This window comes from Bauldia sp. (assembly GCF_020442045.1).
Classification (GTDB): domain Bacteria; phylum Pseudomonadota; class Alphaproteobacteria; order Rhizobiales; family Kaistiaceae; genus Bauldia.
In genome coordinates this window covers 53,645-79,002 of sequence record NZ_JAGRLA010000025.1, presented here as the reverse complement: position 1 = coordinate 79,002, position 25,358 = coordinate 53,645, and the positions used below count along the sequence as shown (strand labels likewise).

Sequence of the window (25,358 nt, the reverse complement as noted above, 5' to 3'; positions counted from 1 at the left end):
TGCGGAGGGGACGCGCGGCAGCGAACCGCCGCGCGTCCGGTCCGGGAGGATCGTACTACTCGGTGATCTTGATATCACCGTTGATGACGGCGTCACGAAGCTCGGAGACCTTCGACTTGACGTCTTCCGGCACCATATCGATCGTCTGCGGGCACATCAGGAGCTCGACGCCGCCGGATTTCAGGTCGAAGCTGTAGGTACCCGGCTTCACCGTGCGTCCCTCGACCTCGTCCTTGATCAGCGAATAGACGGCGATGTCGCCGCGCTTCAGCATGCTCGCCATCACGTGGCCGGGCGCCACGTCACATTGATCGATATCGACGCCAATCGAGTATTTGTCGGCGGCCGCGCTCGCCTGCAGCACGCCCTCGCCGGTCGGGCCGGCCACGTTGTAGACGATGTCGTTGCCTTCGCCGTAAAGCGCCATGGTCAGCTCGCTGCCCTTGGCCGGATCGTCGAAGGTGCCGGCAAACACGGCATCGACGGCGACGTCCGGGGCCGCCGCCTTGGCGCCCTGCTCGTAGCCGCGCAGGAAGTTGCGGATAACCGGAATGTCGCGTCCGCCGACGAAACCGATCGACTTGCCGTCGCCGAGCCCGTCGATCGCGCTGCCCTTTGCGGCCATCAGCGACGCGAAGGCGCCGGTGACGAACGAGCCCTCCTCCTCGGAGAAATCGGCATAGACGATCTTGTCGCTGTCGAGCACGCCGTCGATGAAGATGAAGCGCTGGTCGGGATAGGCTTCGGCCGCCTTGGTCAGCGCGTCGACGAGCTCCCAGCCCATCACGAAGACGAGGTCATACTCGCCGTCCTTGGCGACGTTGTTGAACTGCTCCTCATAGTCGAGGGCGCGATTTCCGGTGTCGATCAGCTTGACCTCGACGCCGAAATCGTCCTTCGCCTTGTTGAGGCCGGCGACAATCGACTGACCAAATCCTTGCGCGAAATAGCCGGAGATTGCGGCGACCTTCACGTCGGCGGCCAATGCAGTTCCTGCCATGAGAAGCGATGCGCCGCAGAAGGCGGCAATTCGACTCTTGATCTTGAGCATGATGACTGAACCCCAGCAACGTTGTGGAACGAGACCCGCGAACTGTCTGCCCATCAAACGGCCGCTCGCATCCTTCGATATTGCCTCTCGGGCACGCACCGCGAAACCGTTGATGGTCATACAATCTTGCGCGCACTTCCCCGAAGCTGTCAATCCCGTGGCAGCACCTCATTTGCCGGCGCTTGCGGTGACCGTCCGCCGCGAACTCGGCAAGTAGGCGATTGACAAAAGGGCGGGAGCGGCGGCAGATTGTATGACCATCAACGAATTCTTTCGGGCCATCGATGCCCAGGATGGAGGGTGGAAATGCAATTGACATCACCAGTGAAAACTCGAGCCGGCCGGTGCCTGGCAGTGACCGTCGCGGCTCTCGGACTGGCCACGCTTTCGGTCCCCGTTCACGCCGAAGGAACGACGCTCAAGGTCTTCGGCGGCTCCTCGCTTGACCAGCTCGCTCCCCGACAGGCTCCCGAGGATCAGGCGCGCATCCAGAAGCAGGTGTTCGACGGTTTCATCGCCGACAATCCCGACGTCGATGCGATCGAATGGGACGCCCAGGGTCCGCAGGCCAACGCGATCGAGCGGCTGATGACGGCACGCCTCGCCGAGCAGGAGATGGACCTGATCGCCTGCCCGGCCTTCTACACCAACGGCGCCTACGTGCGGCGCGGTCTGGTGAAGCCGATCACCGACGAGATCAAGCCGTTCCAGGACCGGATCGACGCCGCCGCGCTCGGCGCCTTCACGATCAACGGCAAGGTCTACGGCGTGCCGATCTCGACGCTGTCGACCTCGACGATCTTCTATAATGTCGACCTGTTCAAGAAGCTCGACATCCCGATCCCGCCGACCTACGACGACCTCAAGGCGGCGGTTCCAAAATTCGAGGAAGCCGGCATCATCCCGTTGCTGCATCAGGGCGCCAACTCGCCGATGTGGCCGATGTGGTATTTTGAAACCTTCTCCCAGGCGAGCGGGGATCCGATCGGCGCGACCCAGGCGATTCTCGCCGGTGACGCAACTTTCGCTGACCCGGCCGACGTCGAGGCCTTTGCGCTGATCAAGCAATGGGTTGACGACGGCATCCTCAGCAAGGATTCGCTGTCGGTTGACCAGGACGGCATGCGGGCCGCCTTCGCCAGCGGCAAGAGCGCCATGTACTACGGCGGTACCTGGGAAATCCCGTCACTGCAGCAGACGGTGAAGGATTTCCAGTGGGGTGTCTTCGCCTTCCCCAAGATGCCGGGCACTCCCGGCTCGCCCAAGCATGGCGGCGGCGCCGACAACGGCATCTGCGTCTCGAGCAGCATCGCGTCCGACCGTCTGCCCGCCGCGATCAGCTTCATCGAGTACCTGACCCGGCCCGAGGTGGCCAGTCTCTACCTCGCACCCGAGCAGCCGATCGCAGCCTCGATCAAGGGCGTTCCGTCGATCGAGGATGACTACGCGAAGGAGCTGCGCGCCGACGCCTTCCCCAACACGATCAAGTTCCTGGACTGGATCTGGCCGGCGGAGGTGAGCAGCGCGACGGCATCTGCCATCGCCGGTGTGGTCGGGGGTGAGATGACGCCGGAAGAAGCGGCGGCATCGGTGCAGAAGACCTTCGACGACCTGAAGGCGAAGGGCACTTGGCCACCGAAGGACGAGTGAGCAAGCGATGACCGCCACACGTGCCGATCGTCAGCGTTTCTCGATCGGCTATCATCTCAACAGTTGGGACTTGGCCGGGCTGCCCTTGCAGCCCGCGCTCAAGTTCCTCGCCGAGAACGGCTTCGGCTGGTTCGAGATCCTCGCAGGCAACAGTCTCTCCGATCAGTATGCCCGCAAATACATGCAGCTCGGCGACATGCCGCCGCCGGGCGTGGTCACGGATACCGACATCTTCCGGCGCTATGCCCTGCTGTCGCAGGCACAGCGGGAATTCGGCATCCGCCTCTCGTCTTTCTACATCAATGGCATCTTCACCAATCCGGTGGCGTGGCCCTATGAGCGCGACGTCATGGAATCGCTGGCGCGGATGCTCAAGGGTTTCGGCGCGCCGGTGATGGTGCTTGGCGGCGGCCCGGCGGAAACGCCGGGCAATCCGCACAGCGCCGACGACTACCGGGCCTTCGCCCGCGCCCTCGAAGACATCGGCAGCCGCACCGCGGATCTCGGCATTGCCACGGTCTATCATCCCCATCTCGATACGTTCATCGAGCGGCGCGACCAGCTCGACCGGATGATGGCCGAGGTCGACACCCGCGTCGTCGGCCTGTGCATCGATCCGGCGCATCTGGCCCACACCGACTCCGACCCGGTCGACGCGCTGCGCACCTATGTCGAGGCGGTGCGCTACATGCACTTCAAGGACACCCGGGTCGATCCCTCCCTCAAGGGCTACGACCGCTATGCGGCATTCAGCGAACTCGGCGCGGGCGTCGTCGATCTGCCCGCGCTCGTCGACGTCCTTCTCGACGCGGAGTATGATGGGCTCGCCATCATCGAACTCGACATGTCGCAAAAGACGGCCGAGGCAAGCGCGCTGGAGAGCATCGCCTACGTCCGCGACACTCTCGGCCTGACGTTGGAACCTTCGAAGACCGAATAGACGAGCCAGTGAGCGGGCGGGCACACAGCGGAAAGTGGCGGCCGGATCTCGGGGATGCCGGCGCGGCCGCCGTCATGATCCTGCCCGCCGCCATCCTGTTCGCTCTCTTTATCTTCTGGCCCTTCCTGCGCGCGCTGTGGCTGAGCCTGCACAGCTGGGACGGCTTTGGTGCCCCGTCATGGATCGGGCTTCTCAACTACCAGAGGCTGCTCGACGACCACATCTTCCTCGGCGCGCTGGAAAATAACGCGATCTTCGTCGTCGGCGTCGTCGTACTGAAGAACGTCCTCGGTCTCGGCGTCGCCCTGCTCCTCGACCAGGCGGTGCGCGGGCGCGCCTTCTTCCGTGCCGCCGCGTTCCTCCCCGTCACCATGTCGTTCGTCGCGGTCGGCCTCCTGTGGGCCTGGATCTACAATCCGGTCTTCGGCCTGCTCAACGCCGCGCTGGAGACCGTCGGTCTCGAATCGTGGACACGGGCATGGCTTGGCGACGCCCAGATCGCCCTCTACGCGATCATCCTCGTCGACGTGTGGAAATGGCTCGGCTTCCACGCCGTCATCTACCTCGCCGGCCTGCAGACGATCCCGCCGGAGCTCTATGAGTCGGCGATCGCCGACGGCGCCGGCCGCTGGCAGCGCTTCTGGCACGTGACCCTGCCCCTGCTCACACCGATCATCTTCATCAACACGATCCTGATCCTTTCCGGCGCCTTCGTCCGCAACTTCGATCTCGTCTACGTCATGACCCGCGGAGGGCCCAATCACGCCACGGAGGTCGTGCTGACCGATATGATCCGCGAGGCCTTCCTCGGCGGGTCGATGGGCTATGCCTCGGCGATGGGCTTTGCCCTTTTCCTCATCGTCGGGGCGCTCAGCGCCGGCCTCGTCCTTCTCATGCGCCAGCGCAGCCTCGACGTCTGATGGCCGGAAACGAACCCCTTCCCGGCGATCCCGCGCGCGGTGGCAGGGCGACGGCGACGCCCATCGTGCACGGGCTGACCAGGCCACTGCCGGTGACCATCGCGGTCTATGTCGGCCTCGGCGTCGTCACCCTGCAGACCGTCTATCCGCTGGTCTGGGTCCTGTTCGGCTCGCTCAAGGACAAGAGTGGGCTGATCAACAACATCTGGGGTCCGCCGACCGAGCTCCATCTCGAGAACTATGCCCAGGCGTGGACCATCGCCGAGATGGGGACGCGTATCCTCAACAGCGTCATCGTCACCGCCCTGGCGCTGGTGATCGTAGTCATCGCCGCCACGCCATGCGCCTATGCCGTGGCGCGCCTCCGTTTCCCCGGACGCTCGGTTGTTCTCGCCATCGCGGTTGCGGCGATGCTGATTCCCCCGCAGGTGATGGCGATCCCGCTGTTCATGGTCGCCCGCGACCTGGGGCTCATCAACAGCCTGGTTGGCGTCTCCTTCATCTATGCCGCGACCGGCCTGCCGCTCTCGATCTTCATCCTGAGGGGCTTCTTCCTGACCCTGCCGGACGACCTGGAAGACGCCGCGCGGATCGATGGCGCAAACCGGCTGACGATTCTTTTCGAGGTCATGCTGCCGCTGGTCCGGCCGGGCGTCGCGCTTGTCCTGATCTTCGAGTTCATCGAGGTGTGGAACGACTTCTTCCTGGCGTTCCTGCTGCTTCGCCAGCCCTCGGTGCAGACGATTCCGCTCGGCCTCGTCAATTTCTTCCAGCAATACGACTCGCTGTGGAACCTGTATTTCGCGGCGCTGGCGATGACCACGCTCCCCATCGTCGCCGTGTTTGTTGTCATGCAGCGCCAGTTCATCGCGGGACTGACGGCGGGAGCGGTCAAGGGATGACATGGACAAGCAACCAATCGGCGTAGGAGTCATCGGCTGCGGCGAGATCGCCCAGCTCATGCACCTCCCCTATATCCACGAGCTGCCGGACCTGCGGATCGCCGGGCTTTGCGATCTCTCGCCCGGCACGCTGGCCGCGCTCGGCGATCACTACGGCGTCGCCACGCGGACGACGGACTATCGCGAGCTGCTGTCCCGTCCCGACGTCGACGCCGTCGTGGTCGGCACCTATGACCACGCGAACGTGGTCGCCGACGCGATAGCCACCGGCAAGCACGTGCTGGTCGAAAAGCCTCTCGCCTTCACCTCCGAGGAGGCCGGTCCGCTGGTCTCTGCCGCCGATGACGCCGGCATCGTCGCGATGGTCGGCTACATGAAGCTCTACGACCCCGGCTACGAGATCGGTGTCGAGCGGATCCGCCAGCTCGGAAAGCCGTGGTCGATCCACATGCACGATTTCGCCGGCCGCTTCGACCGCTACGGCGCCCTCTACTCGCAGGTCCGCCCGGACGACATCCCGGTGGAAACACTGGCAGCGGGGCGACAGGCGGTCGACGACCGCATCGCCACGATGCTGGGACCGGACCACGCCGGCTACGCGGGACTCTACCTCACGCTCCTCATGCTCGGCAGCCACGACCTCGCCGTTCTGCGCGGGGCATTTGGTGTGCCGGCCGCTGTCGCCTATGCGCGGCAGGTCGGCCCCTACCAGCTCCACGCCGTTCTCGAATATCCCGACGGCGTCCCTTGCACGCTCGAGGTCGGTTTCGGCACCCAGTACGAATGGTGGGACGAGTGGCTGGCGGTCTACGGGGTTTCCGAGGAGGTGAGGATCGCTTTCGCCAATCCGTACCTGCGCCATGCGTCGGCGGCCGTCCATGTGCGTGAGGCATTCGGCGAGGGACCGTCCGACCGGGTCCTCCGCGGTTCACCCGATACGGCCTTTCGACGCGAATGGATGCATTTCCTGGACTGTATCCGGACCGGCCGGCCGCCGCGCACGCCTCTGGCGGACGGCCTGGCTGACCTCGAGCTTGCACGCGATATCATAAAGGCCATGCCGGCCACGACGAAGAAGGTGAGCGGGTGACGATCGTCGTTACAGGATCCAGCGGCCTGCTTGGCCGCCACGTCGCGGCGGCGCTGATCGAGGCAGGCCACGACGTCACGGGCGTCGATACGGCACCGCCGCCGGTCCCGAATGCATGGCGCCACATCTCGGCCGACCTCACCGACCTCGGCAGCGCGGTCGAGCTCATCAGGGATGCAGAGGCCGTGGTCCACGTCGCCGCGATCCCTCGGCCTACCGGCCGCACGGCGCGCGATGTCTTCGCCACCAACGTCGCGGCGGCCTACAACGTGACCGAGGCCGCGGTGCTCGGCGGCGTATCGCGGCTGGTCTACGCCTCGTCGTTCAGCGTCACCGGCTATCCCTTCAACGTCAAGCCGATAGCACCGGTCTACCTGCCGCTTGACGCCGCTCATCCGACCGCGCCACAGGACGCCTATGCCCTGTCGAAATGGCTCGGCGAGGAGATCGTCGCCGCCGCCGTGCGGCGGAGCGAAATGGTCGCCCTCAGCCTGCGCCTGCCCTGGATCCAGACGGCGGAGACCTTCTACCCGCAGGTCGAGCCGATCCGCAGCGATCCCGGCAAGGCGGCACAGAGCCTGTGGAGCTACATCGACGGTCGCGACGCCGGCGAGGCATTCCGGGCAGCGATCGAGAAGCCGGTCGAGGGCCATCTTCGCCTCTATGTCAGCGCCGCCGACACATTCATGGAAGAGCCCACCGAGGCGCTGATCGCGGCCGCCTATCCCGGCACCGCGATGAAGCGCCCGATCACCGGGACGGATTGCGTCTTCGATCTCGACGAGACGCTGGACGCGCTGGGCTTCGCGCCACGATATTCCTGGCGGTCATATCCTGTACCGGCGGGAAGGGAATCCACATGAGCAACGCACGCTTCGAAGGCAAGACCGCCCTCATCACCGGGGGCGCCGGCGCCATCGGCGCCGCCGCGGCGCGCCGCTTCGCCGCGGAAGGTGCGCGGATCGCCGTGGTCGATCTCGACGCCGACCGCACCGCGGCCATCGTGGCCGAGCTCGAAGACAGCGGCGCCGAGGCCCTCGGTATCGTCGCCGACACCGCCTCGGAGGAAGATGCGGTTCGTGCGGTGGCGGAGACGGTGACGCGCTTCGGCCGTCTCGATATCCTCTTCAACAATGCGGGCATCGCCGGGACGGTGGCGCCGGTCTACGCGCTCGATGTCGCCGACTGGGACGAAATCGTCCGTATCAATCTCCGCGGGATATTCCTGATCCAGCGGGAAGCGCTGAAGGCGATGATCGCGTCGAAGATCGCCGGGTCGATCGTCAACATGTCATCGTCCATGGCCGGCTTCGACGTGCTTTCGGGCGCCTCCGGCTACGCCGCCACCAAGCACGCCGTTCTCGGGCTGACACGGATCGCGGCCCTCGATGTTGCGCGCTACGGGATCAGGGTCAACGCGGTCTGCCCCGGCGTCATCGAGACCCATCTCGGTGTCCCCGCCACCGATGACGAGGGCTATCGGTCGGGCACGGAGCACTTCGCCAACCGCATCCCGCTGCGGCGGATTGGCCAGACGGAGGATGTCGCGGCGGTGGTCGCCTTCCTGGCGTCAGGTGACGCGGCCCACGTCACCGGGGTTGGCTGGCTCATCGATGGCGGCCAGACCATGCAAAGCTGGTCCAACGCGCCTTCCGGCGACCGCTACCCGCTTGGATAGACAGGTTTAGGCAGGTCCTGACACGACTGCCTGCGGGTTACGCAAAATCGCCCCTACCGGCCGAGCCAATCGTGCAAGCGATTGTGGGGGCCTGAAAATCCGCCCCGTACCAGGAGGCGCCAGCAATTGCTCACGTGCCCAGGGCCTGGGAGAGGGTTGCCCGGGTGGCGAGGAGCAGCTCCGCGACGCGCGCCGACTTCTGCGTGAACCGCTGGGTCGGGATCGGAACCGATATCGCATAGAGATTTCCGCCTGGGTCGATGAAGGCTGTCCCGACCGCGGAAATGCCGCTGGTGTGTTCGTCCTGATCGAAGGCGATTCCCGTCCGTCGCACTTCGCCCAGCTCCCCCAGCAGCGTTTCGAGCGTCTTGCCGATTGCCTCTGAGGGATCGGAGAATGCGTCCGCACAGCGTGCTCCGATCTCGGTATCGGAGAGCAGGGCAAGGCAAGCCTTGCCGTTGGCGGTCGAGTGTAGCGGGAAGACCTCTCCCACCGCCGACACCGCACGCAGCCGATGCGGCCCGACGACCTGATCGACAAAGACGAGATGGTCCTTGCGCAGCACGGAGAGGTCGACGGTCTCGGCACATTCCTCGGACAGGCTTTTCAGATACGGATGGGCGATCTCGACGACGTCGATCCGCGAGCTTGCCGCGAGGGCCAGGATCTCCAGACCCAGGCGCACGTGCCCCCCCGGTGCGGTGGTCATCAGCAGCCCCTCGGCGACAAGCGCATTGACGATACGCTGGACGGTCGAACGCGGGAGATCGACCCGCCCGGCGATCTGGCCGAGACTAAGGCCCGCCGGCTCGTCGCGGAGCGAGCGCAGGATTCGAGCGGCGCGATTGATCACCTGGATGCCATTCGCAGGTTGCCGCGTCGCATCGCTCTTCCGATCCAGCATGTCCGTCACCACCGCCTTCCTGCCCGGCCCGCCGATTGGATGCGGCGTTGACCAGTGTATTGCATTACGATACATTCAAACCACGATACGGGCAATTCGCTTCAGAAGGAAAGAAGGCGATCGCCCGACAGGGAGGATATCGCATGGTCAAGATTCGTGGCATCGAGTTTGAGTCCAATCTCGACAATTCGATGGGACTCCAGTTCCACAACCTCTCCCATCGCTGGGGCTTCCAGTGCCCGAACTGGCCCTATTTCCAGGACGTCAAGATCGAGCGCATCCACTACATGGCGAAGTCCGGGGTGCTGTCACAACGCATCACGACGTCGATGCATTCGACCACCCACATCGACGCGCCGGCGCATGTGGTACAGGGCACACCGTTCATCGATGAAGTGCCGCTTCCGCATTTCTTCGGCTCCGGTATCGTCGTCTCGATCCCGAAGAAGAAATGGGAGTCGATCACTGCCGACGATCTTGAACAGGCCTGCGGCAAGGCGATCCGCCCCCACGACGTGCTGATCATCAATACCGGCTGGCACAAGGTCTACGAGGACGGCGACTATTTTCCCTATTGCCCCGGTCTGGTTCCCTCGGCGGCGGAGTGGATGATCGACAGGAAGATCAAGGTCGTCGGTCACGACACCCAGGCCAACGACCACCCGCTCGCGACGGCGATCGGCCCGCAGCGAAACGGCCCCCTCCTCCCTCATCTCGCTGACGAATACCGCGAGTGGTCGGGCGGACGCGACTGGAAGGACGACTTCCCCGACTGGGAGCCGGTCCACAACATGCTCTTCAGGGCCGGCATCCTCGGCATCGAGAATGTCGGCGGCGACCTCGACGCGGTGACCGGCAAGCGCTGCACCTTCGCCTTCTTCCCGTGGAACTGGGACCGCGGCGACGGCTGCATCATCCGGCTGGTGGCGATCACCGATCCCTCGCAGACCTACCGGATCGAGAAGGGCGAGGCGTTCTGATGCATCTCAAGCGCTTCGACGACGCCCAGCCCTACGAGGCGCCTAACCACCGCGACGTCAGGGGCCTGCGGCTCCAGGGCTTCGAGGAGGGTGGTCCGAAGAACCAGTGGGTCGGGCTTTCGCAATACCTGCCGGGCGGAGGCGCCGGGCCGGACTCGACCCCCTTCGAGAAGGTCTATGTCGTCCTCGACGGGGAGATGACCGTGATCGTCGATGGTGAGGAGACCGTGCTCGGCAGGCTCGACTCCTGCACCATACCGCCGGACGAGGTGCGCGAACTGATCAATCGCCGGAACACCGTTTGTACGATGCTGGTGGTGATCCCCTACCCGCCGGGGACGAACCCATGAGCGATTTCCTCAAGAATCCGCTCTCGCTGTTCGACGTTCGCGACAAGGTCGCCCTCGTTGTCGGCGCTTCCGGCTCCTTCGGGGCGCTGGCCGCCAAGGTGCTCGCCGGGGCCGGCGCCAGGGTGGCGGTTTCGGCCGGCAACGCCGCGACGCTCGAAGACATCGCCTCGGAATGCCGAGCGCTTGGCGCCGAGGTCGAAGCGGTCAACCGCCGCGGCGACAACGAGGAAGCCTGCGAGGCGATCGTCGCGGCCACGGTCTCCCGCTTCGGCCGGATCGACATCCTGGTCGTCGCCTCGGGCAAGAACGAGGTCGCCAAGATCGTCGACATGAAGCCGGGGCAGTTCGAGGGCATCATGGACGTCAACGTCACCCAGAGCTGGCTGATGGCCCGGGCGGCCGGACGCCGGATGCTGGAACAGGGCGACGGCGGCAAGGTGGTCCTGATGTCGTCGGCGCGCGGTCTCCTCGGCCATCCCGCCGGCTATACCGCCTATTGCGCCTCCAAGTCGGCGATCGACGGCATCACAAAGGCACTCGGCTGCGAATGGGGCCCGACCGGCATCACCGTCAACGCCATCGCGCCCACCGTTTTCCGTTCGCCGCTGACCGCCTGGATGTTCGCCGAAGACGAGAAGGCCGAGGCGGTACGGAAGGGCTTCCTGGCCCGGGTCCCGAAGGGACGGCTCGGCGAGCCGGAGGACCTCGCCGGCCCGCTCCTCTTCCTCGCCTCGAAAGCCTCCGATTTCTACACGGGACACATCCTCTACGCCGACGGCGGCTACACGGCGGGGTGATGCGGGATGGAGTGCGCGGCGATGTCCCTGCGTCCTTCGAGGCCCGGTCGCTCCGCGCCCGGGCACCTCAGGATGGCGGGGTTGTTTGCCCGTGAGCTCGATTCCAGTCACGTCGATGCAACCGCCGCCTCCCTCCGCCATCCTGAGGTGCGAGGGCGAAGCCCGAGCCTCGAAGGAGGCTCGCCATGACCGCGAAGACCCGGATCGCGGTCGTCGGTGCCGGGCTCATGGGTCACGGCATTGCCGAGGAGTTCGCGGCGGCCGGCCACGAGGTCAAGGTCCACGATCCTTCGGCCGAAGCGCTGGCATCGCTTCGCGAGCGCGTCGCGAAGGTCCTGGCCGATCTCGGTCGTGATCCCGAGGCCGCGGAAAGGGTCACGCCTGAGGAGACGCTTCGAGCGGCTGTCGTGGATGCGGACGTCGTCTTCGAGGCGGCGCCCGAGAAGGTCGAGCTGAAGCAGGCGATCTTCGCCGAGCTCGAGCGGCTGGCGCCGCCCGCGGCACTGCTCGCCAGCAACACCTCGGTCATCCCGATCGGCAGGATCGCAAGGGATGTGAAGACCCGCGATCGCGTGCTCGGGACACACTGGTGGATGCCGCCCTACCTCATTCCGCTGGTCGAGGTCGTCCAGGCCGAGGGCACCGCGGACGAGTCGGTCGCGACGATGATGGCGCTGCTCGCCTCGATCGGGAAGGCGCCGGTGCATGTCAGGAAGGACGTTCCCGGCTTTATCGGCAACCGCCTGCAACACGCGCTTTGGCGGGAGGCGATGGCGCTGGTGCAGGAGGGCGTCTGCGACGCGCCAACCGTCGACATGGTGGTGAAATCGAGCTTCGGCCGGAGGCTTGCCGTCATCGGTCCGCTGGAGAGCGCCGATCTCGTCGGCACCGATCTCGCCCTCGATTGCCACGAAAACCTGTTGTTCGACCTGAACCGCTCCACCGAGCCCCTGCCCTATCTCAGGAAACTCGTGAGCGAGGGCAGGCTCGGCTTCAAGACCGGCGAGGGGTTCCGCAAATGGACGCCCGCCGAACAGGAGGAACTGCGCGCCCGGGTCACTTCACACCTGGCAAAATTGGCGGCCGAGCTCGATCGGCCGGAATCGGGAGGAAAGAGACCATGACCAAGACGACCGTCGCCGGCGGACGCATATCGCGCCGGACGTTCCTGACCGCCTCGGCGGCGACGCTGGCCATGCCGGCGATCCTGCGCAACACCCGCGCCTATGCCGAGGACATGGTCATCAAGGTTGGCCACGTGAGCCCGCGGACGGGACCGCTTGCCGGCTTCGGCGAGGCCGACCCCTATATTCTCGGCGAGATCGAGAAGGTCTTCGCCGGCGGCATCGACAACAACGGCAAGCTGGTCAAGGTCGAGATCATCGCCAAGGACAGCCAGTCGAACCCCAACCGGGCCGCGGAGGTCGCCGCCGAGCTGATCCTCCAGGACGAGGTGGATATCATCACGGCCGCCTCGACGCCGGATACCACCAACCCGGTGGCCGACCAGGCCGAGGTCAACGAGGTGCCGTGCGTGACCACCGACTGCCCGTGGCAGCCCTACTTCTTCGGGCGCAACGGCGATCCGGCGACCGGCTTCGACTGGACCTATCACTTTTTCTGGGGACTGGAAGACGTCATCGCCGCGTTCCTCGCGCTCTGGGACCAGCAGGGCGTCGCCAAGACGGTCGGCGGGCTCTTTCCCAACGATGCCGATGGCAATGCCTGGGGCGACGCCCAGGTCGGCTTCCCGCCGGCCCTCGACAAGGCCGGCTTCAAGCTGGTCGATCCCGGCCGCTACCAGCCGCTCAACAGCGACTTCACCGCCCAGATCAGCGCCTTCAAGGATGCCGGCTGCGAAATCGTCACCGGCAACATGATCCCGCCGGATTTCGCCACCTTCTGGGGCCAGGCGGCGCAGCAGGGCTTCAATCCGAAGATCGTCACCATCGGCAAGGCACTGCTCTTCCCGTCGGTGGTGGATTCGCTCGGCGACCGTGCCAACGGTCTCTCGTCGGAAATCTGGTGGACGCCCAACCATCCCTTCTCGTCCAGCCTTACCGGCCAGTCGGCTCGCGAGCTGACCAACGCCTATACGGAGGCCACCGGCCGCCCGTGGACGCAGCCGATCGGCTTCAAGCACGCCCTCTTCGAGGTGGTTGCCGACGTGGTGAAGCGAGCCGACGACCTCGACGATTCGAGCGCGATCATCGACGCGATCGCCTCCACCAACTTGAAGACCATTGTCGGGCCGGTCGAGTGGACCGGCACGCCTGTCAGGAACGTCACCAAGACCCCGCTGGTGGCTGGACAGTGGCAGAAGGGTACCGACGGTTTCGATCTCGTCATCTGCGAAAACGAGACAGCGCCGGAGATTCCGGTCGGCGGCGAACTGAAGCTGATCGGGTAGGGAACGTCACCGGACGGTGCGTCCTTCGGGGCCCGGCCGCCTTGCGGCCGGGCACCTCAGGATGGCGAGGTGGCTGGTTCGAGATTCGGCGCGCCGAGGGTAGCACTTCCTCTCCCGGAGGGAGAGGATACGAAGCCTTGCCCGCGACAGGCGGGCACAGGCGAAGCTGGCGAGGGTTCATGGGAGCGGTCAGAACAGAGCGCGAGCGGGCTGGCTCCTCACGGGCTCGCTCCCTGATTGAGGGCTTCGCAACCCCTGACCAAGCTCGACCGGGCCCGGTTTCGCCGGGCGGGTCTCGCTATCCCCTCCCCCTCCGGGAGAGGAGGCGCCCTCGTGGCCAGCGCGTTCGATGCCTCCAGGCACGGGATGCGCCGTGATGGCGGCGCCCATCATCCGACTGAGCAAGGTCTGCAAGCGCTACGGCGCCATCGTCGTCGCGGACGCGATCGATATCGAGGTCGCGGGCGGCGAGGCGCTCGGTATCATCGGGCCGAATGGCGCGGGCAAGACGAGCCTGTTCAATCTGGTCGCCGGAACGGTCAAGGCGGATTCCGGGACGATCGCTTATCGCAACCGCGACATCACCAGCCTCAACGCGGCGGCGCGCTGCCGTCTCGGCGTGTCGCGTTCCTTTCAGATTCCGCATCCCTTCTCCGGCATGACCGTGTTCGAGAACGTCGTGGTCGGGGCCGCCTTCGGTGGCGATATGAGCGAGCGCGAAGCCTACGCCAAGGCGGTCGAGGTACTGGAGCTCACCGGCCTCAAGGCGAAGGCCAATGCCATGGCCGATTCGTTGACCCTCCTGGAGCGCAAGCGACTGGAGATGGCACGGGCGCTCGCCACCGGGCCCGAGCTCCTGCTCCTCGACGAGATCGCCGGCGGGCTCAGCGAGCACGAATGCCGCGAGCTGGTCGCCGCGATCACCGGGCTTCGCAAGACCGGCATCTCCATCGTGTGGATCGAGCATGTGGTGCACGCCCTTCTCGCCATCGTCGATCGGCTGCTGGTGATCGACTTCGGCCGCATCGTTGCGGAGGGGGATCCGAAGACGGTGATGGCGAGCCGGGAAGTCTCCGAAATCTATCTGGGCATCGAAGCCGATGCCTGAACCGATCCTCGCCGTGACTGAACTTGACGCCTTCTATGGTGACTTCCAGGCGCTGTTCGCCGTCTCGGTCGCCGTCGAGCCCGGCGAGGTGCTGGCGATGATTGGTGCCAACGGCGCGGGCAAGAGCACCTTTCTCAAGGCGGTGGCCGGCGTGATCCCGGCGAAGCGCGAAGCGATCCGCTTTCGCGGCGAGTCAATCGGCGGGCTTTCGGCCGACCGGATTCTGAAGCGCGGCATCGCCCTCGTCCCGGAGGGCCGGCGCCTTTTCCCGTCACTGTCGGTGGAGGAGAACCTGATGATCGGCGGCCAGCTCGGCCGCAAGGGACGCTGGTCGCTGGAAACGGTCTACGCGCTCTTTCCTGTCCTCGGCGAACGGCGGAATCAGGCCTCCACGTCGCTCTCCGGCGGGCAGCAGCAGATGTGCGCCATCGGCAGGGCGCTGATGGCAAATCCCGACTTCATCCTCTTCGACGAGATCAGCCTCGGCCTCGCTCCGGTGATCATCAAGGACATCTACGCGGCGCTGCCGGGGATCGTCGCCGGCGGCGCCGGCGCCGTCATTGTCGAACAGGATATCACCCGCGCGCTGTCGGTCGCCACCCGCGTCGTCTGCCTGCAGGAGGGGCGGGTGTCGCTGCAGGGCCGACCGGCCGATCTCGACCGCGCGGCGATCTCCGCCGCCTATTTCGGGACCTGAGGCCTCATGCAGTGGATCAACGCCATCGTCCAGGGAGTCCTCGTCGGCGGCCTCTATGCGCTGTTCGCCGCCGGTCTCTCGCTGATCTTCGGCGTCATGCGGCTGGTCAACATCGCCCATGGCGACCTGATCGTGCTCGCTGCCTTCCTCGCCCTGGTGGTGATGCAGACGCTCGGACTCGGCGCGCTGGAATCGCTTGTCGTCGTCATTCCATTGATGGCCCTCCTCGGCTACGTGCTCCAGCGTGGCCTCCTCAACCTGACTCTCGGCTCCGACATCCTGCCGCCGCTCCTCGTCACCTTCGGCCTGTCGGTCATCATCCAGAACGGGCTGCTGCAGGTCTTCACAGCCGACAGCCGACGACTCAATGCCGGCGCTCTCGAGGTGGCGACCTTCAATCTCGCCGGCATCGACATCGGGGTACTGCCGCTCGTCATGTTCCTGGCGGCGGTGGCGGTAATCGGCGTGCTCCAGTTCATCTTCTACCGGACCGCCCTCGGCAGGGCCTTCCGCGCCACGTCAGACGACGCCGACGTAGCCCGGATGATGGGGCTCGACAACCGGCACATCTTCGGCCTCGCCATGGCGCTGTCGCTGGCGGTGGTCGCCATCGCCGGGGTGTTCCTCGCCGTCCGCACCAACTTCGATCCGGCGAGCGGCCCGGCGCGGCTGATCTTCGGATTTGAGGCCGTGATCATCGGCGGGCTCGGCAACCTTTGGGGAACGCTCGCCGGTGGCGTCATCCTCGGCGTCACCCAGGCGATCGGCGCACAGATCAATCCCGGCTGGCAACTCCTGGCCGGCCACCTCGTCTTTTTGCTGGTGCTGGCGTTCCGGCCGACCGGCCTCTTCCCGAGGATCGCCGGATGAGCGCCGTCACACCCGACTGGCGGGTCGAGCGGGCGACCGCGACAAGCCGCCTTGCCGCCGTCGTCGCGATCGTCGCCCTGATCGCACTTGCGGCGGCGCCGGCCTGGGCCGGCCGTGCCGACATGCGGCTTCTCTCGGAGATATTCACTTATCTGGCCCTTGCCTGCCTCTGGAACCTGCTTGCCGGGTTTGCCGGCCTCGTTTCGGTCGGCCAGCAGGCCTATGTCGGCTTCGGCGGCTACATGCTCTTCGCCTTCGCCATCCTGCTCGGCGTCAATCCGCTCCTCACCATCCCGATTGCCGGCATTCTGGGCGCGCTGATCGCGGTACCCGTCGCGGTCCTGATCTTTCGTCTCTCCGGCGCCTATTTCGCCATCGGCACCTGGGTGATGGCCGAGGTGTTCCGCCTCGTCTTCGCGCAGGTCTCCGCGCTCGGTGGCGGCTCCGGCACCAGCCTGCCGGTGGCGGTCGTCAAGGACATCGCCGAAGGGCGGGACATGCGCGAGTGGATCGTCTACTGGGCGGCCTTCTTGCTGGTGGTCGTGGTGCTCGGCGGCACCTACTGGCTTCTGTCGACCCGACGCGGGCTGGCGCTCGCCGCCATTCGCGACAGCGAGGTCGCCTCGGAGAGTCTCGGCGTGCGCATCTGGCGCACCAAGCTGATGATCTACGTCGTTTCCGCCGGGGCGACCGCCATGGTCGGGGCGCTGATCTTCCTCCAGAAGCTCCGCATCTCCCCGGATGCCGCTTTCAACGTCAACGACTGGACGGCCTACGTCATCTTCATCACCGTCATTGGCGGGATCGGCACCATCGAGGGACCGATCGTCGGAGTGATCGTCTTTTTCCTGCTCCGCGAGACGCTGGCTGATCTCGGTTCGATCTACCTGATGATCCTCGGCCTGGTCGCCATCGTCGTCATGCTGAAGGCGCCGCGCGGCCTGTGGGGATTCGTCCAGGACCGCTTCGGCATCGAGTTGTTTCCGGTCCGCCGTCGGATCAGATACCCCCTTGACTGATCCGGCTATGCGCGCCGGATCGGTGATCCGGGGATAACCGGCCCTGACGAACCTGCGCCGTCGTCGGCATCTGGCACCGTCAATGGCGGAATCCGGCCGAAACGCACGGCCAGGCACGGAAGATCACCAAGTTCGGGGAAAAGCGGGCAATGCTACATGACGCCCCCGCCAAGTCTGTGACCTAGGTCATAAATGGTCGAGACGATCGTTGCTATAATGACGACGGCTTTCCGTGCGGAGTGGAGGGCTGGAGCCGGTGACCTGAGGGAAGGTCGTGGGGATAATTCAATTGACCGAAGCCTGCCCGTTTTCTAAGGGCAGCGCATGAGAGACACGATCGACTACGTTGCGCTGCCGGATTTGTCGGAAATCGACTTTTCCTGCCCCGCCGCGATTCGCCGCCTGGTCAAGGAGCGCCAGGAGCACATGTTTGGCGCTCCCGACGACGGGTATATCGACGAATACATGGATGCCGTCGAGAACCTGTTCAACGGCGATTATCCCGAATACCAGGCCATGGACACGGCCTATCACGACATAACGCACACCTTGCAGGCCACGCTGTGCCTTGCTGAGCTGATGCATCGCCGGCAGGAGGACAATGCCTCCCCCTCCATCGAAGCGAATGACTTTCGCCGGGCCCTGGTCGCGGTGTTGTTTCACGATATCGGTTTTCTCAAGAAGGCCGGCGATCTCGACGGCAGTGGAGCCAAATACACCCATCTTCACGAGGGCCGCTCCTGCGACTTCGCGCGCCGCTTCCTGGAAGGACGCGGCTGGTCGGATGATGACATCCAGTTCGTCGAGCATCTGATCAGTTCGACCGGACCACGCGTGAACCTCGTCGAACTCACCTTCCGCAGCGACATCGAGCGCCTGCTCGGCCAAGCCGTTTGCACGGCGGATTACATCGGCCAGATCAGCGATCCGCGATACCCGGATCGTCTCGAACCCCTGTTCAACGAGTTCGCCGAAAGCTACCGCTATCAGGGAATACCCCGGGACGAATGGCCGTTTGCGAGCTACGAGGCGCTGCTGCGTGGTACGCCCGCCTTCTGGGACACCTTCGTGCAGCACAAGCTGAACGAAGAATGCGGCGGCATCTGGCGACACTTCAGGAATCCAGTGACCGGCGAAAATCCCTATCTCGCCTCGATCGAGCGGAACCTGGCGGTCATACGGGAACGGATCGCGGCGCTCGATTGAGCGGTGCACGCTACTTCCGGGTCATCACCCAGACACCGTCCCAATCGCCGGCCGGCGGATCGGCCGCGAGGACGCGACAGCGATCGATGTAGGTCGCCGACAGCGCGTCTCCTGGATTGGACTCCAGGCACCTGGCGAAGCGATCCGAGGCCTTGTCCCAATTCGCGCTGCGATAGTGCCCGATGCCCTCGTTGAAGTAGTTGACCACGTCCATCAGGTTCGGGAACGATTCCGGCGAGTGGTAGTCAAGCACTTCGAAGACCCGCACCGGCCGCGACTGGCCCTTGACCACCACCAGGTCGATGTCGCGCATCCGGTAGGTGCCGCGGAGCTGCCGCGCCGTCGTTTCCGAGATCAGGATTCGGGCCGAATAGGACTTGCAGGCGCTCTCGAGCCGCGAGGCGAGGTTCACCCCGTCGCCGATCACCGTGTAATCCATCCGCCGCGGCGAACCGATATTGCCCGAAACAACCTGGTCAGTATTGATGCCGACCCCCATGTCGACGGTTCTGAGACCTGCCGCGCGTCGCTCGATATTCCACTCCCACAGGCGCCTGATCATGGCGATCGCCGCCCTGACCGCCCGGTCGGGATCGTCGTCATGCGCCATCGGCAGGCCGAAGCAGGCCATGATCGCGTCGCCGATGAACTTGTCGAGCATCCCGCCTTCGCTGGCGATGCAGTCGACCATCATCGTGAAATACTCGTTGAGGAACGAGACCGTGCCTTGCGCCCCGTATTCCTCGGTGATCGGGGTGAAGCCGCGGATGTCGGTGAACATCACCGTCGCCTCGGCGGACAGCCCGCCAAGCATCTCGGTGCCCTTGCCGTCGAGCAGCCGGGTGGCGATGACCGGGTCCATGTAGCGCGACATGGTCGACATCATCCGCTTTTCCGAGCTGATGTCGTCGAACATCAGCATCGTGCCGATGTCCTGCGAACCGCCGTCGGTCAGCAGCGGCATGACGGTGAGATTCACCGATCTTTCGGTGCCGGCGAGCGTCAGCGAGACATCGAGAAAGATTTCGCTCTGGCGGCTCGCCATGACCTTCCCGATCTCGCCCGGCAGCCATTTGCTGTCGTCGCCGATCAACGACTCCAGCGGCTTGCCGACCAGGCTGTCCGGCGCGCATGACCAGATCCCGCCGCCCGAGGCATTGCAGGTCACGACCTTGTTCTTCGGATCGAGCGTGATCACGCCGTTCGACATGCTTTGCAGCATGCTGTCCGTGTAGTCCTTCATCCGGCGGACATCATCGAACAGCTTGGAATTCTCGAGCGCTATGGCGATCTGCGCGGTGAATGCCTTCAGCCGCTGCTCGTCCTCGTCGGTGAAGATGCCGCCGCGCTTGTTGAGCATCTGCGAGACGCCGATCACCTTGTTGTCCTTGTTGACGATCGGCACGCACAGGATCGAACGGGTGAAGAAGCCGGTCTGCCTGTCGAAAGCCGGATTGAACCGCAGATCGGCATAGGCATAGGGGATGTTCATGCTCTCGCCGGAGGTGAACACCGCCCCGGCAATGCCGAGATGGCTGGGGAACCGGATCTCGCTGATCTCGCTGCCCGAGGAAACCCGCGAGAAAAGGGTTCCGGTCGCCGAGTCATGAAGGAAGACGGTCGCCCGCTCGGCGTTGAGCATCCTGGTCGTTTCCTTCACGACCCTGACCAGGATCGATGACAGGTCGAACTCCGAGCTGATCTCGGAAACCAGTTCGAGGAAGGCAGTCTCCTTGATCCTGATCTTCTCGATCTGCTCGACATATTGATGGCTCTGCAAGGCGATGGCCGCCTGGCTCGTCATGTCGGACAGCAGATCGAGATCGTCTTCCGTGAAATGCCCGTTCCGCTTGTTGAGGCACTGCATCACGCCGATGATCTCGCCGGCGAGCGTCCTGACCGGTACGCAGACCATGCTCTCGGTGCGGTAGCCGGTCCGCTCGTCGACGCTCGGATTGAAGCGGTCGTCGGAATAGGGGTCGGATGTCAGGATGGATTCGCCGGTCTGGAACGAAAAGCCGGCGAAGCCGCTGTTGTTCAGAATGCGGATCTCGTGGGTGAGGTTGCCCTGCGCCACCCGCGAATAGAGCTCCGACGTCCCCGGATCGTTGAGAAACAGAGTTCCGCGATCGCAGTCGAGCTCGCGCGAGGTGAGCTCGACAAGCTCCTGCAGGAGACCGTCGAGTGTCTGCTTCAGGGCGCATCGTCGCGAGACTTCGAGGAGGATGCGGGCGCGCCGGAAAGCCTCCTGCTCCGAGCGCGGCAGCTTCGGCCCGCCCTCCCCGTGCTCCATCGACGAGACGGCCCCGGTCATGTCACCGCTTCCAGCTTGGCACGAAGCGCCCTGACCTGGTCTTCCAGGACCACACGCTCACGTTCGAAAGCCTGTTCCCGATCCGAGACTTCGTTGCTGCGCCGCTCCCGCTCGGCCTCCAGTTCGGCCCTCAGCGCGACGATCGTCGCCTGCAATTCGGCGGCCTCGCTACGGCCGGCCGCGCGAACCGATTGGACCGCCGCGTCGCCGGCCTTCTCGCCTTGCTCCAGCCGGCCGCGCATGGTGTCGATCATTGCCTTGAGGGCCGCGATCTCCGTCGCGTGCTCGGCATGCGCTTCGCGGACCGCGGACTCACCGCGGTTCCGTTCGTGTTCGAGTTCGCCCCGCAAGACGCGAATGGTGGCTTCGAGCTGCGCGATGACCGAGCGGAGCTGCGCCAGATCGGCCATCTCCGACACGGCCTTCGCCCGCGCCATGCCCTGTTCGCCACTCGCCATCCCACCTCCATCCGACCTCACTCGATAGCAAGAATCGGGCGTCCGTTGAAGACAGCGGAGTTTTTAAGCCCTGGCGGAAAGGAGATCAGGCGGCGGCGGTCACCATGATCTCGACCGTATAGGCGGGGTCGGCCAGCTTCGCCTCGACGCAGGCGCGGACGGGCGGGTTGCCCTCCGCGACCCACGCGTCCCACACCGCATTCATCTCGTCGAAGGTCGCCATGTCGGAGAGCCAGACGTTGGCGCTCAGCAGCTTGGACTTGTCGGTTCCCGCTTCGGCGAGAAGCGCATCGATGCGAGCCAGGGTGCCGCGGGTCTGTTCCGCCACGCTGGCGCCCGGCGCGTCGAGCGCGACCTGTCCGGCGAGGTAGACGACGCCGCCATTGGTCACGATCTGGCTCATCCGCTTGTTGACCTGTTTCCGCTCGATTCCCATGTGCAACCCTCATCCGAAACGTGATCTGGAAGTTACGTATCCGCCGAAGCAGGCATCGATCTACGGCTTGACGACGCACACCGCAAGCCTGGCCTGAATTCGGATGGATAGGTCACGTCGCGCCGGCTCAGTCGCGGCCATCATAGAGGCGATCGAGCGCCGGCTTCCAGCGCTCCATGATGACGTGGCGCCTCAGCTTCATCGTCGGCGTCATCATCCCGTTCTCGATGGTGAAGGGGTGCTCGGCGATGAGGAAGCGCTTGATACGTTCGGCGGGGCCGAGAGTCTTGTTGGCGCGATCGATCGCCTCCCCGATCGCGCCGCGGAAGGCGTCATCGCCGGCGAGGTCGGCGAGGTCGTCCTGCGCGTGATTCCGTTTCGCCCACTCGGCGGTGAAGGCGCGGTTCGGCGCGACGATCGCGACCATGTGCGGACGATTGTCCCCGACCGCCATGGCCGTCTCGATCTCCGGTTCCAGCGCCAGGGCCGACTCGATCCGCTGCGGCGAAATCGTCTCCCCTGCCGAGTTGACGATGATGTCCTTCTTTCGATCGGTGATCCGCAGGTAGCCGTCCTCGTCAAGGACACCGATGTCGCCGGTATGGAGCCAGCCGTCGCGCAGGATCTCGGCGGTAAGATCGGGATGGTTCAGGTAGCCGTCCATCAGCAGCGGGCCACGGACCAGGATCTCGCCATCCTCCGCGATCCTGAGATCGACATGCTTCAGCGGCGGCCCGACGGTCCGCAGCTTTGCCTTGCCGACCCGGTTGCAACTGATCACCGGCCCCGCCTCGGTCTGGCCGTAGCCCTGCAGCAGGCGCAAGCCAAGCGCGGTGAAGAACACCCCCACTTCGTAATTCAGCGGCGCGCCACCGGACACCAGCGCCTTGAGCCGCCCACCGAAGCGCCCGCGAACCTTGTCGCGGACGAGCCGATCCACCACCCGGTCGAGTCCCCGCTGCCAGGCTGTCATCCCCTCGCTCTCGTATCGCTTCCGGCCGAGGTCGACGGTGGTCCCGAACAGCCAGGCATTGAGCCCGCCCTGCCGGGTCACACCCTTGAGGATCCGTTCGCGCATGACTTCGTAGAGGCGTGGCACCGCCGTCATGATCGTCGGCCGCGCCTCGAGGAGATTCGTCGTCAGGGTATCGACCCGCTCGGCGAAATAGATCTGCGCGCCGATCGACACCGGGAACATTAGGCCGGCCGAATGCTCGTAGGCGTGGGAGAGCGGCAGGAACGACAGGAACACCTCGTCGTCGAGGCCGACCTCATAGAGGATGTCGACCGCGCCGGCGCAATTGGCGATGATTGCCCGATGGCTGAGCATCACCCCCTTCGGCTCGCCACCGGTTCCGGAGGTGTAGATCACCACCGCGACCGCATCGCGGTCGATCGCCTTCGCCACTTCCGGAATGGCGGCCGCTCCTTCCCGCCCGGCCGACAACGCCTCCTCCCAGCCGCTGACCGCGATACCGGCGCCGACGCCTTCGCCAGGCGCCTCCATTGCGACGACGCGCTTGACAATGTCGGCCTTGCCGGCGGCCTCGAGGAACCGGCCGGCCAGCGCGGCGGTCGAGATGATCGCCATCGCCGCGCCGCTGTCGGCGATCACATGCTCGTGGTTGGCCACGGTGTTGGTCGTGTAGAGCGGGACGGTGACGCCGCCCGCGGCCATGATCGCGAAATCCGCGATCACCCAGCGCGGCGAGCTTTGCGAGAGGAGCAGGACCCGGTCGCCCGGCGCCAGCCCATAGGTCTTGAGCGATGCCGCCAGGGCGGAGACCTGGACCGCCGCCTCGCGCCAGCTTGTCGCCTGATAAACCCCGTCGCGCTTCTCCCACAGGAACGGCCGCTCGCCACGTTCCGCGGCCTTGCGGAAGAACATGTCAACCAGATTGGGCCAGTCGTCAATTTCCATGGCCTTCCCGATCCGCCGAAAATGGGGATCGCAGGCTAGAACGACATCGATCCGAGGACCAGCGGCTTGGACGACGGTCGAAGCGACCGCCTCAGGCCGGTTCTTCGGCGTCCTCGATATTCCGATAGTCGCCATGCCAGTAGACCAGCGGGCCGGCGGCTTCGTTGAGGCGGACCGAACGCACCTGGCCGACGACGATCGCATGGGAGTGCCACTCGACCATCTTCTCGAGTGTGCACTCGATCGCCGACAGGGCGCCGACGGCGAGCGGAGCCCCGGTGATGCCGGTGATCCAGTGCGATCCAGCGAACCGCGCGGCGCCGCGAACGCCGCCACGCCCCGCGAACCGGTCGGCAATGCTCTGCTGGTTCTCGGCCAGGACGCTGACCCCGAATGCCTGGTTCGCCCTGAGGGCGGCGAGGGTTCCCGAGGAGCGGCCGATACAGACCAGCAGGCACGGCGGATCGATCGAGAGGGAGCTCACCGAGGTCACGGTCAGGCCCGCCCTCGCCTTGCCGTATCCGGTCGCCACCACCGAAACACCGGCTGCCAGATTCCGCATGGCAATACGGAACTCATCAGGCGTCGGGTCAATCGGACCCGCGGGAATGCGTGCGAGGGCCGTGCTCATGATGTCCAAACGCCCTCTCTCTTCCGCGCGGCAACATGGTTCAGCCAGTTGCGGACCAAAGGAATGCCGGTGGCGGCGAGGCGCCGCGTCGCCTTCGGGCGCAGCACGCCGCCGCCCGGGAAATCCTCGAGCAGAGCCGGATCGCGGGCGGTGATCGCCTTCTGGCTGAAGGCGGCGAGCTTCTGCTCGGTGCGGGTGTCGAAATAGCCGGACGGAATCGCCGGGTAGCGCGGGCTCTCGCCGCGAAGGAAGCGACCGACGTCGCGGCGATACTCGCCCATCAACGAATGCGCGTTGTATTCGGGATGCCCCTGCAGATAGAGGAAGAGGCTCTTCCGCCGGCGGACGAACATGTCGACGCCGGCCTCGGCCGACCGCGTCAGGATCGTGAAGCCCTTCGCCGCCAGCTCGTTTTCCCGCAATTCGTTCCAGCGCGAGTGCGACACATGGAAAGGCGACCGCGTGCCCTCGAGGATCGGATCGTCCGAGACCGTCTCGCAGGCGAAGACGCCGAACTGCTTCTGCGCCAGGCGGTGCCGATCGACGCCGTCCGAGTGAAGCACGGCCGCATGTGCGGCGAGGCACGACCAGAAGGTCGAAGTCGTATTCTCCTCCGCCCAGTCGACGATGGCCGTGAGGTCGGACCAGTATGGTTCGTCGCTCAGCCGCTCCGCATGCGGCTCGCAACCGGTGACGATCAGCGCGTCGAGGTCGGCCGCTTCGAGATCGGCCATATTGCCGTAGCCCGACCGCATATAGGATCGCGCCTCGCCACCGCGCGGGATCGTGTCGAGGCCGAAGAAATGCAGGCGAAGCGTCCACTCGCCGGCGGCGGCGCTGAGAAGCTTCGAGAACTGCCTTTCCGTCGCCCGCAACGCCGCGTCCGGCATGTTGTTGACGAGGCCGATTTCCAGGCAGCCCGCGCCCGTCCCACCGGATGCCCGCCAGCGCGCTTCCGCCTGCCGCTCGCCGATGGTCGGATTGCCTTGCAGGCCCTGGTTGAGCACCACGAACATGACGTTCTCC

Annotated in this window: 25 protein-coding genes; 17 read left to right on the top strand and 8 right to left on the bottom strand. The window is 65.4% G+C overall.

All coding sequences use genetic code 11. The features are described 5' to 3' along the window. Positions 1-55: 55 nt before the first annotated feature. Positions 56-1,051 (bottom strand): BMP family lipoprotein, encoded by a 996-nt coding sequence (locus tag KDJ86_RS03110; protein WP_291742774.1) that lies wholly within the window; start codon positions 1,049-1,051, stop codon positions 56-58. Between the two features lie 354 nt (positions 1,052-1,405). Between KDJ86_RS03110 and KDJ86_RS03105 the strand changes: the two genes are divergently transcribed. From KDJ86_RS03105 to KDJ86_RS03075, 7 genes are read left to right on the top strand one after another with little or no spacing between them, the layout of a single operon-like run. Continuing rightward, complete coding sequence (locus KDJ86_RS03105; protein WP_291742771.1) at positions 1,406-2,701, top strand: ABC transporter substrate-binding protein; 1,296 nt, start codon at positions 1,406-1,408, stop codon at positions 2,699-2,701. 7 nt (positions 2,702-2,708) lie between these two features. Next, the gene (locus KDJ86_RS03100) at positions 2,709-3,641 is read left to right on the top strand and encodes a sugar phosphate isomerase/epimerase family protein (RefSeq protein ID WP_291742769.1); all 933 of its coding nucleotides are present in this window, start codon (positions 2,709-2,711) and stop codon (positions 3,639-3,641) included. An 8-nt stretch (positions 3,642-3,649) separates the two neighbouring features. Then, positions 3,650-4,561, top strand: a complete 912-nt coding sequence (locus KDJ86_RS03095; RefSeq protein WP_291742766.1) for a carbohydrate ABC transporter permease — start codon at positions 3,650-3,652, stop codon at positions 4,559-4,561. Continuing rightward, positions 4,561-5,463, top strand: a complete 903-nt coding sequence (locus KDJ86_RS03090) for a carbohydrate ABC transporter permease (protein ID WP_291742763.1) — start codon at positions 4,561-4,563, stop codon at positions 5,461-5,463. Before KDJ86_RS03095 ends, KDJ86_RS03090 begins: the two co-directional genes overlap by 1 nt. A gap of 1 nt (position 5,464) precedes the next feature. Next, positions 5,465-6,553: a Gfo/Idh/MocA family protein gene (locus KDJ86_RS03085; RefSeq protein ID WP_291742759.1), complete on the top strand. Its 1,089-nt coding sequence runs from the start codon at positions 5,465-5,467 to the stop codon at positions 6,551-6,553. Then, a complete protein-coding gene (locus KDJ86_RS03080) occupies positions 6,550-7,416 on the top strand; it encodes an NAD-dependent epimerase/dehydratase family protein (protein ID WP_291742755.1) in 867 nt (288 codons plus the stop codon). Before KDJ86_RS03085 ends, KDJ86_RS03080 begins: the two co-directional genes overlap by 4 nt. Further along, positions 7,413-8,231, top strand: coding sequence for an SDR family NAD(P)-dependent oxidoreductase (locus KDJ86_RS03075; protein ID WP_291742752.1), 819 nt, complete (start codon positions 7,413-7,415; stop codon positions 8,229-8,231). The genes KDJ86_RS03080 and KDJ86_RS03075 overlap by 4 nt, the downstream gene beginning before the upstream one ends. A 130-nt stretch (positions 8,232-8,361) precedes the next feature. On the opposite strand, the gene KDJ86_RS03070 is transcribed toward KDJ86_RS03075, so the two are convergent. Further along, positions 8,362-9,135 (bottom strand): IclR family transcriptional regulator, encoded by a 774-nt coding sequence (locus tag KDJ86_RS03070; protein WP_291742845.1) that lies wholly within the window; start codon positions 9,133-9,135, stop codon positions 8,362-8,364. A 143-nt stretch (positions 9,136-9,278) separates the two neighbouring features. Here KDJ86_RS03070 and KDJ86_RS03065 point away from each other — a divergent pair, with 143 nt between their 5' ends. The 10 genes from KDJ86_RS03065 to KDJ86_RS03020 all read left to right on the top strand — a co-directional run bounded on the left by KDJ86_RS03065 (position 9,279) and on the right by KDJ86_RS03020 (position 18,572). Next, on the top strand, positions 9,279-10,115 hold the full coding sequence (locus tag KDJ86_RS03065; RefSeq protein WP_291742750.1) for a cyclase family protein: 837 nt from the start codon (positions 9,279-9,281) through the stop codon (positions 10,113-10,115). After that, the gene (locus KDJ86_RS03060) at positions 10,115-10,465 is read left to right on the top strand and encodes a cupin domain-containing protein (RefSeq protein ID WP_291742747.1); all 351 of its coding nucleotides are present in this window, start codon (positions 10,115-10,117) and stop codon (positions 10,463-10,465) included. The genes KDJ86_RS03065 and KDJ86_RS03060 overlap by 1 nt, the downstream gene beginning before the upstream one ends. Then, positions 10,462-11,262, top strand: coding sequence for an SDR family NAD(P)-dependent oxidoreductase (locus KDJ86_RS03055; RefSeq protein WP_291742745.1), 801 nt, complete (start codon positions 10,462-10,464; stop codon positions 11,260-11,262). The genes KDJ86_RS03060 and KDJ86_RS03055 overlap by 4 nt, the downstream gene beginning before the upstream one ends. Before the next feature lie 185 nt (positions 11,263-11,447). Next, positions 11,448-12,386 (top strand): 3-hydroxyacyl-CoA dehydrogenase family protein, encoded by a 939-nt coding sequence (locus tag KDJ86_RS03050; protein ID WP_291742743.1) that lies wholly within the window; start codon positions 11,448-11,450, stop codon positions 12,384-12,386. Continuing rightward, positions 12,383-13,672 (top strand): ABC transporter substrate-binding protein, encoded by a 1,290-nt coding sequence (locus KDJ86_RS03045; protein ID WP_291742740.1) that lies wholly within the window; start codon positions 12,383-12,385, stop codon positions 13,670-13,672. The genes KDJ86_RS03050 and KDJ86_RS03045 overlap by 4 nt, the downstream gene beginning before the upstream one ends. A 376-nt stretch (positions 13,673-14,048) precedes the next feature. Next, positions 14,049-14,780, top strand: a complete 732-nt coding sequence (locus KDJ86_RS03040) for an ABC transporter ATP-binding protein (protein WP_291742738.1) — start codon at positions 14,049-14,051, stop codon at positions 14,778-14,780. After that, complete coding sequence (locus KDJ86_RS03035; RefSeq protein WP_291742734.1) at positions 14,773-15,477, top strand: ABC transporter ATP-binding protein; 705 nt, start codon at positions 14,773-14,775, stop codon at positions 15,475-15,477. Before KDJ86_RS03040 ends, KDJ86_RS03035 begins: the two co-directional genes overlap by 8 nt. Positions 15,478-15,483: 6 nt before the next feature. Beyond that, on the top strand, positions 15,484-16,347 hold the full coding sequence (locus KDJ86_RS03030) for a branched-chain amino acid ABC transporter permease (RefSeq protein WP_291742732.1): 864 nt from the start codon (positions 15,484-15,486) through the stop codon (positions 16,345-16,347). After that, positions 16,344-17,366, top strand: coding sequence for a branched-chain amino acid ABC transporter permease (locus KDJ86_RS03025; protein WP_291742729.1), 1,023 nt, complete (start codon positions 16,344-16,346; stop codon positions 17,364-17,366). The genes KDJ86_RS03030 and KDJ86_RS03025 overlap by 4 nt, the downstream gene beginning before the upstream one ends. Before the next feature lie 324 nt (positions 17,367-17,690). Beyond that, on the top strand, positions 17,691-18,572 hold the full coding sequence (locus KDJ86_RS03020) for an HD domain-containing protein (RefSeq protein WP_291742726.1): 882 nt from the start codon (positions 17,691-17,693) through the stop codon (positions 18,570-18,572). Positions 18,573-18,582: 10 nt separating this feature from the next. Here the strand turns inward: KDJ86_RS03020 and KDJ86_RS03015 are convergent, their stop codons facing one another. From KDJ86_RS03015 to metA, 6 genes are all read right to left on the bottom strand, one after another. After that, positions 18,583-20,886, bottom strand: a complete 2,304-nt coding sequence (locus tag KDJ86_RS03015) for an adenylate/guanylate cyclase domain-containing protein (RefSeq protein WP_291742723.1) — start codon at positions 20,884-20,886, stop codon at positions 18,583-18,585. Continuing rightward, on the bottom strand, positions 20,883-21,296 hold the full coding sequence (locus KDJ86_RS03010) for a hypothetical protein (RefSeq protein ID WP_291742721.1): 414 nt from the start codon (positions 21,294-21,296) through the stop codon (positions 20,883-20,885). The genes KDJ86_RS03015 and KDJ86_RS03010 overlap by 4 nt, the downstream gene beginning before the upstream one ends. Positions 21,297-21,429: 133 nt before the next feature. Then, entirely contained in the window at positions 21,430-21,780 is a 351-nt protein-coding gene (locus tag KDJ86_RS03005) for a RidA family protein (protein ID WP_291742719.1), read from the bottom strand. A gap of 127 nt (positions 21,781-21,907) precedes the next feature. After that, positions 21,908-23,701 (bottom strand): AMP-dependent synthetase/ligase, encoded by a 1,794-nt coding sequence (locus KDJ86_RS03000; RefSeq protein ID WP_291742716.1) that lies wholly within the window; start codon positions 23,699-23,701, stop codon positions 21,908-21,910. A gap of 91 nt (positions 23,702-23,792) precedes the next feature. Beyond that, the gene (locus tag KDJ86_RS02995) at positions 23,793-24,263 is read right to left on the bottom strand and encodes a flavin reductase family protein (RefSeq protein ID WP_291742713.1); all 471 of its coding nucleotides are present in this window, start codon (positions 24,261-24,263) and stop codon (positions 23,793-23,795) included. 65 nt (positions 24,264-24,328) lie between these two features. Next, positions 24,329-25,348 (bottom strand): homoserine O-succinyltransferase MetA, encoded by a 1,020-nt coding sequence (metA, locus tag KDJ86_RS02990; protein ID WP_291742710.1) that lies wholly within the window; start codon positions 25,346-25,348, stop codon positions 24,329-24,331. Between the last annotated feature and the right edge of the window lie 10 nt (positions 25,349-25,358).

Bases quoted from the DNA above. Each gene is read 5' to 3' on its own strand.
- KDJ86_RS03030 (WP_291742732.1), top strand. From the start codon at position 15,484: ATGCAGTGGATCAACGCCATCGTCCAGGGAGTCCTCGTCGGCGGCCTC.
- KDJ86_RS03015 (WP_291742723.1), bottom strand. From the start codon at position 20,886: ATGACCGGGGCCGTCTCGTCGATGGAGCACGGGGAGGGCGGGCCGAAG.
- KDJ86_RS03045 (WP_291742740.1), top strand. From the start codon at position 12,383: ATGACCAAGACGACCGTCGCCGGCGGACGCATATCGCGCCGGACGTTC.
- KDJ86_RS03070 (WP_291742845.1), bottom strand. From the start codon at position 9,135: ATGCTGGATCGGAAGAGCGATGCGACGCGGCAACCTGCGAATGGCATC.
- KDJ86_RS03025 (WP_291742729.1), top strand. From the start codon at position 16,344: ATGAGCGCCGTCACACCCGACTGGCGGGTCGAGCGGGCGACCGCGACA.
- KDJ86_RS03050 (WP_291742743.1), top strand. From the start codon at position 11,448: ATGACCGCGAAGACCCGGATCGCGGTCGTCGGTGCCGGGCTCATGGGT.
- KDJ86_RS02995 (WP_291742713.1), bottom strand. From the start codon at position 24,263: ATGCGGAATCTGGCAGCCGGTGTTTCGGTGGTGGCGACCGGATACGGC.
- KDJ86_RS03055 (WP_291742745.1), top strand. From the start codon at position 10,462: ATGAGCGATTTCCTCAAGAATCCGCTCTCGCTGTTCGACGTTCGCGAC.
- KDJ86_RS03110 (WP_291742774.1), bottom strand. From the start codon at position 1,051: ATGCTCAAGATCAAGAGTCGAATTGCCGCCTTCTGCGGCGCATCGCTT.
- KDJ86_RS03040 (WP_291742738.1), top strand. From the start codon at position 14,049: ATGGCGGCGCCCATCATCCGACTGAGCAAGGTCTGCAAGCGCTACGGC.
- KDJ86_RS03020 (WP_291742726.1), top strand. From the start codon at position 17,691: ATGAGAGACACGATCGACTACGTTGCGCTGCCGGATTTGTCGGAAATC.
- KDJ86_RS03060 (WP_291742747.1), top strand. From the start codon at position 10,115: ATGCATCTCAAGCGCTTCGACGACGCCCAGCCCTACGAGGCGCCTAAC.
- KDJ86_RS03000 (WP_291742716.1), bottom strand. From the start codon at position 23,701: ATGGAAATTGACGACTGGCCCAATCTGGTTGACATGTTCTTCCGCAAG.
- KDJ86_RS03100 (WP_291742769.1), top strand. From the start codon at position 2,709: ATGACCGCCACACGTGCCGATCGTCAGCGTTTCTCGATCGGCTATCAT.
- KDJ86_RS03090 (WP_291742763.1), top strand. From the start codon at position 4,561: ATGGCCGGAAACGAACCCCTTCCCGGCGATCCCGCGCGCGGTGGCAGG.
- KDJ86_RS03005 (WP_291742719.1), bottom strand. From the start codon at position 21,780: ATGGGAATCGAGCGGAAACAGGTCAACAAGCGGATGAGCCAGATCGTG.
- KDJ86_RS03035 (WP_291742734.1), top strand. From the start codon at position 14,773: ATGCCTGAACCGATCCTCGCCGTGACTGAACTTGACGCCTTCTATGGT.
- metA (WP_291742710.1), bottom strand. From the start codon at position 25,348: ATGTTCGTGGTGCTCAACCAGGGCCTGCAAGGCAATCCGACCATCGGC.
- KDJ86_RS03065 (WP_291742750.1), top strand. From the start codon at position 9,279: ATGGTCAAGATTCGTGGCATCGAGTTTGAGTCCAATCTCGACAATTCG.
- KDJ86_RS03075 (WP_291742752.1), top strand. From the start codon at position 7,413: ATGAGCAACGCACGCTTCGAAGGCAAGACCGCCCTCATCACCGGGGGC.
- KDJ86_RS03010 (WP_291742721.1), bottom strand. From the start codon at position 21,296: ATGGCCGATCTGGCGCAGCTCCGCTCGGTCATCGCGCAGCTCGAAGCC.
- KDJ86_RS03085 (WP_291742759.1), top strand. From the start codon at position 5,465: ATGGACAAGCAACCAATCGGCGTAGGAGTCATCGGCTGCGGCGAGATC.